The sequence below is a fragment of the Myxococcus sp. AM010 genome (assembly GCF_013372585.1).
Taxonomy (GTDB): Bacteria; Myxococcota; Myxococcia; order Myxococcales; family Myxococcaceae; genus Myxococcus; species Myxococcus vastator.
This window is the reverse complement of the sequence record NZ_JABXEO010000155.1, coordinates 1-8,567: the sequence shown is the minus strand read 5'-3', so window position 1 is coordinate 8,567 and position 8,567 is coordinate 1. Positions and strand designations below refer to the sequence as shown.

The 8,567-nt window shown below is 68.4% G+C and carries 7 protein-coding genes; 1 reads left to right on the top strand and 6 read right to left on the bottom strand.

Features of this window, described 5'->3' with window-relative positions; translation table 11 throughout:
* Positions 1-512: 512 nt before the first annotated feature.
* The 6 genes from HV826_RS35395 to HV826_RS35370 all read right to left on the bottom strand — a co-directional run bounded on the left by HV826_RS35395 (position 513) and on the right by HV826_RS35370 (position 7,572).
* Positions 513-1,553 (bottom strand): phosphatase domain-containing protein, encoded by a 1,041-nt coding sequence (locus HV826_RS35395; RefSeq protein WP_163787384.1) that lies wholly within the window; start codon positions 1,551-1,553, stop codon positions 513-515.
* Positions 1,550-2,587: a phosphate acyltransferase PlsX gene (gene plsX / locus HV826_RS35390; RefSeq protein ID WP_176421427.1), complete on the bottom strand. Its 1,038-nt coding sequence runs from the start codon at positions 2,585-2,587 to the stop codon at positions 1,550-1,552. Before plsX ends, HV826_RS35395 begins: the two co-directional genes overlap by 4 nt.
* 10 nt (positions 2,588-2,597) lie before the next feature.
* Positions 2,598-3,884: an MFS transporter gene (locus tag HV826_RS35385; protein ID WP_176421426.1), complete on the bottom strand. Its 1,287-nt coding sequence runs from the start codon at positions 3,882-3,884 to the stop codon at positions 2,598-2,600.
* Between the two features lie 93 nt (positions 3,885-3,977).
* Positions 3,978-5,981 (bottom strand): adventurous gliding motility protein GltC, encoded by a 2,004-nt coding sequence (gltC, locus tag HV826_RS35380; RefSeq protein WP_407938456.1) that lies wholly within the window; start codon positions 5,979-5,981, stop codon positions 3,978-3,980.
* Positions 5,978-6,748 (bottom strand): outer membrane beta-barrel domain-containing protein, encoded by a 771-nt coding sequence (locus tag HV826_RS35375; RefSeq protein ID WP_176421425.1) that lies wholly within the window; start codon positions 6,746-6,748, stop codon positions 5,978-5,980. Before HV826_RS35375 ends, gltC begins: the two co-directional genes overlap by 4 nt.
* Complete coding sequence (locus tag HV826_RS35370; RefSeq protein WP_163787360.1) at positions 6,745-7,572, bottom strand: outer membrane beta-barrel domain-containing protein; 828 nt, start codon at positions 7,570-7,572, stop codon at positions 6,745-6,747. Before HV826_RS35370 ends, HV826_RS35375 begins: the two co-directional genes overlap by 4 nt.
* Before the next feature lie 276 nt (positions 7,573-7,848).
* Between HV826_RS35370 and cglC the strand changes: the two genes are divergently transcribed.
* A complete protein-coding gene (gene cglC / locus HV826_RS35365) occupies positions 7,849-8,361 on the top strand; it encodes an adventurous gliding motility lipoprotein CglC (RefSeq protein ID WP_255208538.1) in 513 nt (170 codons plus the stop codon).
* Positions 8,362-8,567: the final 206 nt, after the last annotated feature.

The following is an 8,567-nucleotide window of genomic DNA, read 5'->3' as shown; positions in this document are numbered from 1 at the left end:
GGCTTGAATCGTGGGGGTTTCAGTGGGGGCCTGCTCGTCGGCGGCCACGGGCTCGGAGGCGCTGTCCTCTTCTTGAGGGTGCGCCGACAGCTCCAGCTGGGAGTTCATGGGAACCTCTTGTTCGCCGCGCTCGGAAGTCCCTGCCGCCTCAGGAGAGGCAACCTCGCGCGCGTCATTCTCGGGCGCAGGTGGCAGCAGACCGCCGGCAGGCGGCGTCTCAGTCAAATCTCGCGTCATCAGCCAGGGACACCCCACCGGGGTGCTTGAAGGCCTGCCGTCTATACCGCATCCTCCGGGTAGGGAGTAGCGGTGGACGACATTGTTGTCGGATGTCACCGGGCAGCGGGCTCCCCCGCCCGCTTTCCTGCTCCCAACCTGGGGACAGGGCACGCGCGAAGCGTGGGGGCCGCGGGCCTGTGTCCTGTATCAACACGGCGTCCGCCGGAAACGTTCTGGGGACGGCCCGCGCGGGGAATGCCGGCCCACCCGAGGGGCAGCCGGGCAGACGGCCCCTACTGCGGCCGGGTGCGGCCCTTGTGGTTCCGGGGCAGCGCGTGGTGGATGAGGGACACGTAGTCCACCGCCTGCACCGGCGGGGGGGGCGGCGGCGTGCCCAGCGCGGCCAGGCGCTTGCTGAAGGCGGCCAGGATGTCCGGCATGGGCCGCATCGCCGCGAGCAGCTTGTTGGGCCCCTCCAGCGCCTGGGACAGCGCCACCGCCGCCTGCTGGAGCGGCAGGCCGCGCCGCAGCAGGTCCTGGAACGAGTTGGACAGGGTGATGATGTTGTGGCCCGCCGTCTGCACCATCTCCACGGCGATTTTCAGCACCTGCGGCGCCGTCAGGTGGCCGTCCGCCAGCAGCACCAGCGCGGCCTGGAAGTAGTTGAAGATGGGCACCACGCGTGGCCCGTAGGCCGTGAAGTGCGCGGGGGGCGTCAGCTTGTCCAGGTGGATGAAGATGCGGCGCACCGGGTCGCCCACCGGAATCTTCTTCCACGCCTCGCGCACCCGCAGCGCGTCGTCCGGGTACACCCCGCCCGCCTCCAGCACCTGCGACAGCACGCGCTCGTCCACGCGGCCCGCCACCAGGTCCGCGAAGAGCGAATAGATGAACGCGTCCGCCTCCGCGTCGTCACCGAAGAGGACCTCCTCCGCCTCCACCGGCGCGTGCACCCGGCTCTCCAGGATGGCGGGCAGCTTGTAGCCCACCTGCCCGCGCAGGGCCCGGAAGCGGCCGCGCAGCAGGTTGCCCACGTTGTCCTTGAGGACGAACTCGTCCCACCGCACCCCGTCCAGCTTGAGCTTCTCCTCCAGCACGGCCCGCATCTGCTTCGGACTGCCGGAGACGATGCACAGCCGCGAGTCCCCGTTCTCCGACAGCTCGCGGATGAGCGCGCTGGCGCCCGGCACGGCCACCTTCTGATGGGCTTTCTGGAACGCCGTCCGCACCAGGTCACGGAGCGAGTCGAACTCCGTCTGGAGGTACGTCTTGTCCAAATCCCAGCGGTAGATGCGCCGGGGCGGACGCGGATCGATGCGGTCCGGCAAGCTCACTTCTTCAGGCCTTCCCGGATGGCGGCGCCCAGGTTGTTCGACACGACCTTCGCCGCGACCTTGCCCGCGTTGGCGATGGCCCGCGACTTCGAACGCCCGTGGGCCTTGATGAAGATTTTATCGAACCCGAGGATGGGGGCGCCGCCGTACTGGTTCCAGTCGGTGATGTCCTTGATGCGCTGGATGCCGCTGGACAGCATGGCGAGCCCCGCGCGCCACCGCAGGCTCTCCTTGTAGGCGTACTGGGCCAGCTCCACCACCGTCTCGTGGACGCCCTCCAGCATCTTCAGGCAGACGTTGCCCACGAAGCCGTCGGTGACGATGACGTCCGCGGTGCCCTTCGGGATGTCGATGCCCTCCACGTTGCCGATGAAGTGGATGTCCTTCATCTCCGACAGGCGGGCGTGCGCCTCCACCACGCGGGGCGGGCCCTTCTGCGGCTCAATCCCGTTGGACAGGAGCGCCACCTTGGGGCGGTCGTTCTGGGAGATGATGCGCGCGTAGGCGGAGCCCATCACCGCGAAGGTCACCAGGTCATCCGCGGTGGCCTCCACCGTGGCGCCCACGTCCAGGATGAGGGAGAACGGGTCCCCCTTCGCGCCGCGCACCGAGCGCGTCGGGTACACCGTGGCCAGCGCCGCGCGGCGCACCCCGGGGATGAGCTGGAAGTGCCGGGCACAGGCCAGCACGCCCGCGCCCGTGTTGCCCGCGGACACCAGCGCCTGCGCCTCGCCCTCCGCCACCAGCCGCGCGGCCACCGCCACGGACGCGTTCGGCTTGCGCGCCAGCGCCTCGCCGGGCTTCTCGTCCATGCCGACGAAGTCCGCCGCGTGCTGCACGGAGATGCGCTCGCCGTTGTGCTTCGTCTCCGCCAGCGCATCGTCGATGAGGGTGCGGTCCCCCACCAGGAGCGTGTGGATGTGGGGGGACTCCAGCGACAGCATCGCCGCTCCCCGGACCACCTCGGCCGGGCCGTGGTCCGTTCCCATGACATCGAAGGCAATCGTCACTGGCTGCGGCTGCGTCCCCACCATGTCCTCCATCTTAGGACCTTTGCTCGGCCCCCGCGCCTGCCATTCTCGCCTGGGCCACCAGGGACAATCCCAGGAGCCCCGACAACGCCACCATCCCCGCCGCCGTCCCGTATGGGGCCGCGGGCCCCAGCCGGGTGAAGAGCCAGCCGCCCAGCGCCGGCCCCAGAATCCGCCCCAGCGAGCCGAAGGCCTGGTACGCCCCCAGCACCGCCCCCAGCCGCTCCGGCGGAGCATGCAGTGATACCAGGGCGGACAGACACGGCGTCACCAGCGCCGACCCCACCGCCAACAACCCCATCACCGGGAACAGCCACGCATAGTCCGGCGCCACGGGCAACAGGCCCAGTCCCGCCGCCGTCAGCCCGAAGCCCACCGTGGCCAGCAGCGCCTCGCGCCCCGGCCTGCTCCCGGGCCCACCCGTCAGCCGGCGCACCAGGCCGCCCTGCACCCCCGCGGAAATCACCCCAATCGCCGCGAAGAGCCAGCCGGAGCGCAGGCTGGCTTCGCGCAGCACGTCCAGGTCCGTCACCGCCGCCCGGAGGAACAGCCCCCCCTCCTGGAGCGGCACCGGCCCGGACGACAGGAAGCGCGTCAGCAGGTAGACGGAGAAGGTGCCTTCCATCTGCGCGAAGGCGGTGGTGAACACCAGCATCAGCGCCAGGCAGCGCCCCACCACGGGCAGGCCCATGGCCAGCGAGGCGCCCTGCAGCGTGCGCGCGTGCCCTTCCCCCGGACGCCCCACCACCCGCGTCTCTGGCAGGAAGAAGTACGTGCCCGTCAGGTTCATGGCCACCAGCCCCGCCGCGAACAGGCCGATGGCGAGGTTGCCGCCCCAGGCGCCCAGGAAGCCGCCCAGCGCCGGTCCCAGCACGAAGCCCAGCCCGAAGGCCGCGCCAATGACTCCCATGCCCCGCGCCCTGTCCTTCGGCGTGGTGATGTCCGCCACCACGGCCTGTGCGGTGGAGATGTTGCCACCGGAGATGCCGTCGATGACACGCGCCAGGAAGAGCAGCGGCAGCGACTGCGCGAAGGCGAACAGTAGGTACGCCAGCAGCGAGCCCACCTGGCTCACCAGCAGCACCGGCCGGCGACCGTACCTGTCACTGAGCCGGCCCATCACCGGGGCCGACACCAGCTGCATCAGCGAGAAGACGGAGATGAGCAGCCCCACCGTGAAGGGCGAGGCGCCGAACCGCACGCCGTACACCCCCAACTGGGGAATCAGGATGCCGAACCCGATGAGGTCCAGCGCCACGATTCCGAAGACGACACGGAGTGACGCCGCCCGCCGCACCACCAGTTGCCCCTTTGCGAAAAAAGAAAACCGCCGGAGCGCGAAGATAGCGCCCCGGCGGCTGGAATGGGGGAGAAGTCCCGGGCCCGACGGGCTTTACATCGCCTCGGCGGACTGGACGTTCCGGTTCGCGGTGTCGCGCTCGATGCAGCCCTTCGTCATCGTGTACTGGTAGGTGCCCAGCTCGTCACGCCAGTACTCGCCCTCGTACGGCCAGTAGAGCTGGTCGTCCTGCACGGCGACGGAGTACTTGTACTTCTTGACGATGGCCGTGCGGCCGCCCGCCTTGAGCTGCTCCTCCAGGAACTCCTTCTCCTTGGTGGTCGTCTCGAACTTGATGCGCAGGCCGTTGGCCAACAGCTGCTTGAGCGCCACCAGCTCCGTCTCCAGCTTGCCCTTGGCCATGATGCCGGCCTTGGAGATGAGCGCCGTGCGCTGCAGCTTGAGCCCCTCCAGCAGGGACTTGCTCAGCTCGGAGTACTTGAAGGTGTCCGCCCGGTTCGCGAAGGCGTCCATCTCCGCTTCCAGCTCGAGGATGGAGTCGTTCGTCTTGCGCAGGTCCTGGTCCGTCAGGGCCAGCCGGAGGATGCGCTCCAGGATGACGTCCGTCTCGTTCTTCTCCAGGCCATCCTTGTTCTTCTTCTGCACGTCGGACAGCACCGAGTAGTACTCGCTGGCCTCCATGTTCTTCTTCACCAGCGACTCCAGCTGGTCGTGCACGGGCAGGTAGGTGCGCTCGAAGTCCTGGAGGATGATGTTGGACTCCCGGTAGCGGCAGTTCTCGTAATAGATGACCGCCTTCAGGATGAGCGCCTCCGGGAAGTACTCCTCGCGGAAGAAGGGCGACGACAGGGTGATGAGGTTGCCCAGCGCCTGCTCGTACTGGCCCACGCGGTAGTTGGCCCAGCTGGACTCGAAGAGGGCCTCCAGCCACTGGGTGTTCCCGCGCTCCACCTTGCCCAGGTAGAACAGCGCGAAGCGGTTCTGCTGCATGCCGTAGTGCGTGCGCGCCAGCTGCATGAAGGCCAGCTCGCGCAGCGACTTGTCCAGCTTCGCCTGGTCGGCGGGCTTGCCGGCCACCGGGCGCGTGAGGCGGACCACTTCCTTCATCGCCTCGATGGCCGCCAGCATCTCCCCGTTGGCGCGCTTGGCCGCCGCGTCCTTCTGACGGCTGCCGTTGCGGAAGGAGGACAGGCCCTCCAGGTACTTGGCGCGGGGGAAGAACGGGTCGGCGCGCGGAATGGTCAGCGCCAGCCGCTTCACCTCCGAGAAGCTCTTGTCGGCCTCCTCGGGCTGCCCCACCTGGTCCAGCGCGCGGCCTCGCACGAAGTGGTAGCGCGCCAGCAGGTAGCGGAACTCGTTGCGGTACTTCTCGGGGAACTCCTGGTTCGCGTGGCGGGCAATCTCGTCGAGGATGACCGTCTCGTTCTTCGTCTTGCGGCTGATGAAGAAGAGCCACTCCAGGCTCGTCTTGAAGAACTTGGTGGACGGGCCCAGGGAGAGGATCTTGGAGAACTCCCCCAGGGACGAGTGGTACATGCCCATGCGGTAGAGCGACTTGGCCAGCACGTAGCGCGCCTCGGTGTGCAGGCCCGCCAGCTTCGGGTCCTCCAGCAGCTCGTGCGCCGCCATGGAGGCCTTCTCGTACTCGTCGTTCTTGAAGAGGCTGACGGCCACTTCCAGGCGCTGGCGGTCCGCCGTCTTGCCGGAGACGTCCACCGCGTCGAAGGACATGGTGGGCGCGGCCGGCTTGGGCGCCTCCTGCGTCAGGTCCAGGCCCATGCCCATGCTCCCGGTGTTCGCGGGAGGCGAGGCCGGGGTGGGCGCGGGCGTGGACGCCGCCTCCGCGGGAGACACGCTGGTGGGCGCCTCGCTGGAGGAAGCAGCGGCGTCATCGTCGTCGTCCTGCACCGGCGCGGGCGTCGCCTTGTCGGCGCGGCTCTTGCGGGTGGGCTTCTTCTTCTTGGGCGTGGCGCGCTTCTTCTTCTTGGACTGGCCGGAGAGGTCCAGGCCCTCGAAGTTCTGCGCGAAGGTGGGGGCCGTCCACGCGAGCGACAGCCCGAGGACGGCGACACGGATGAGCCGGAAGGAGCGCATCATGACTCGGACCCGAAGAAGAAGGAGACACCCAGCTCGAACAGGAGCTGGTTGCGCAGGTAGTTGCCGGAGACCTCGGTGCCCTTCTCCACGTAGATGAGGTCACGCAGCTCCGTGCGCAGCGCGATCCACCGGTTGAGGAAGAAGCGCGCGCCCACGCCCAGGTTGGCACCCGGCGTGAGGTAGTTCTGCGCCACCGCGCCCGGCGCGTCACCGGGGCCGCGGTACTGCACCACCGAGGCGCCCGCGACGCCGTACAGGTCGAAGTGGACGAAGGTCTCCGCCAGCAGCGACACCTTGCCGTAGATGGGCGCCCACTGGACATCCGCGCCACCCAGCAGCTTGATCTGCCCCGGCGCGTTGCCGTCCAGCTCGTTGAGCGTGGGCGGCACGCAGCCGCGCGAGGAGCCCTCGCCGCCGTCCCCGAACGTGCACTTCTGCGCCGCGCCGGCCACCGTGTTGAGGGCGTAGCCCACGCGCAGGCTGATGCCCAACGTCTCCATGGGGTGGTACGTCAGCGTGCCGCCGAAGATGTACTTGCTGTAGAACGCGTCGCGCAGCGACAGCGTCGCGGACGGGCTGAACTCGAAGCGGCCCTTCTTGAGGAAGACGTGGCCGGAGACCGGCCGGACGCGCTCGCGCAGGGGCCCGAGCCGGTCCTTGTCGACCTCGGAGACGTCGCCGGCTTCCGCCTCTTCGGTGGTCTGGGCGAAGCCCAGCACGGGCGCCGTCAGACAGAGGGCGAGGAGCACACGGAAGAAGCGCTTCATTCCGAGTCCCTCCCCGTCGACTTGAACGGCAGGAACAGCGAGATGCCTGCGTTGAGCGTCATGACGTTCTGGATGGCGCCCTTGCTGCTACCCAGGGGCTGATCCACATAAGAGGTGTTGATGAGGGCCACGTTGACGGCGATGTAGTCCTGCGCCACGAAGCGCATGCCCAGGCCCAGGTCGGCGGCCGGGTTGAGGCCTCGCCCCGGCAGCGCCGAGGTCTCCGTCCTCACCACGCCCGCGCCCGCCAGCAGATAGCCGTCGAAGTGGAGGATGGAGTTGAGGAACGCCACCTTTCCGTAGATGGGGCTCCACTCCACGTCGCCCATCGCGGACCACTGGGGCACCGAGTAGTAGATCTTGCTGTTGAAGGTCCGCTTCGCGGTGCGCACGTCATCCGACGGCACCACCTGCATCAGCGAGGCCCGGGCGGAGATGGCCAGCGTGTCCGCCAGGTAATAGGCGCCCCGGACCGACAACCCCACCTTCGAATAGAAGGGGTCGTTGACCGAGAGGCTCAACAGCGGCGTCAGCTCGAAGCGGCCCTTCTTGAGGTAGACCTTCCGCTGGACGCTCTTCACCCGGTCTTCCTGGGTGATGTCCGTCAACGGCAACTGCGGATCCGCTTCCAATGGCTCGTCCGCGGGGCGGGACGCCGCGGCCGGTGTGGCCTCCTCCACCGGAGGAGGCGCGGGTGATTCTGCATCCTGCGATGACTCGGCCTGGGACTCGTCGGTGAGGTCGAGTCCCATGCCTTCTTGACCCTGGGCGGATGCCAGCGCGGGCACCAGACACAGGGCGAGCAGCAACTTGGGGCGGTTCAAATCCGGAGGCTCCGTGAGGGAGGGGGGCGTAACTGCCACCGGGGGTGCATCGCGACTCTCGGCCTCCGCATCCTATCGGTCGTATTCCCAACCATCAACCGCGCTGAGCAAGCCTGGCTACCGCCTATCCCTCCGGTATTCCTTCATAATTCCACCCGTCGTACCGACGTACGGGGGCGTTGGTGTTCCAGGGGGCTGTGCTACCCTTCCCAGGCTCGCGGGCCCCGAGGTCCCGTGCCCCATCCCCCCTTTGTAGAGGTCCGAGGTCCCATGAAGATGTTCGTGCGAACCGCCCTCATGATGTCCGCCGCGCTCCTGTCGGGTGGCTGTGAGGTGGCCAGCGAGATTGGCAAGCCCTGCACGCTGGTGCGCAAGGCGACCCCCGAGGAGGCGGCGGCCAACAACAACTCGCCGACCATGCCCATCCTGGAGCGGGAGATCGCCGCCCGGCAGGACTTCATCTCCTTCGGCTCGGTCGAATGCGAGGATCTGATCTGCGTGCGGGATCAGGACTACCCCCGCGCCCTCAATGAGGATGGCTCCCTGAACCAGGAGGCCCCCGCCCGGGGCTACTGCAGCAAGCCCTGCGTCGAGGGCGCGTCCTCGTGCGACGTGACGGACACTGACGACGTCAACGCCGAGCTGCCTGGCCGGATGTCGTGCCGCTCGCTGCTGCTGGATCAGGACACGCTGGAGGCGCTCCGCTCCGCGGACGAGGCCTTCTACCGGCGGACGTTCGGCGAGAACAACTCGCCCTTCTTCTGCGCCGGCGCGCTCATCCCGCGTTGACCCACCCGACACTTTTCGCGCGGAGAGGTAGACCTTTCCGCGCGACTGGTTCGTAAAGGGAGGGCCCGCGCCGTTTTCCGCAAGGAGCCCTGCCTCATGAACCGTACGGTCGTCTTCCTCAGTCTGGCTGGCGGTCTCGCGCTCACCGCATTGGTGCTGGGGCTGCCCCAACTGGGCACCCCGCCCCCACTGGAGCCGATCGTCAC

Bases quoted from the DNA above. Each gene is read 5' to 3' on its own strand.
- HV826_RS35375 (WP_176421425.1), bottom strand. From the start codon at position 6,748: ATGAAGCGCTTCTTCCGTGTGCTCCTCGCCCTCTGTCTGACGGCGCCC.
- gltC (WP_407938456.1), bottom strand. From the start codon at position 5,981: ATGATGCGCTCCTTCCGGCTCATCCGTGTCGCCGTCCTCGGGCTGTCG.
- plsX (WP_176421427.1), bottom strand. From the start codon at position 2,587: ATGGTGGGGACGCAGCCGCAGCCAGTGACGATTGCCTTCGATGTCATG.
- cglC (WP_255208538.1), top strand. From the start codon at position 7,849: ATGTTCGTGCGAACCGCCCTCATGATGTCCGCCGCGCTCCTGTCGGGT.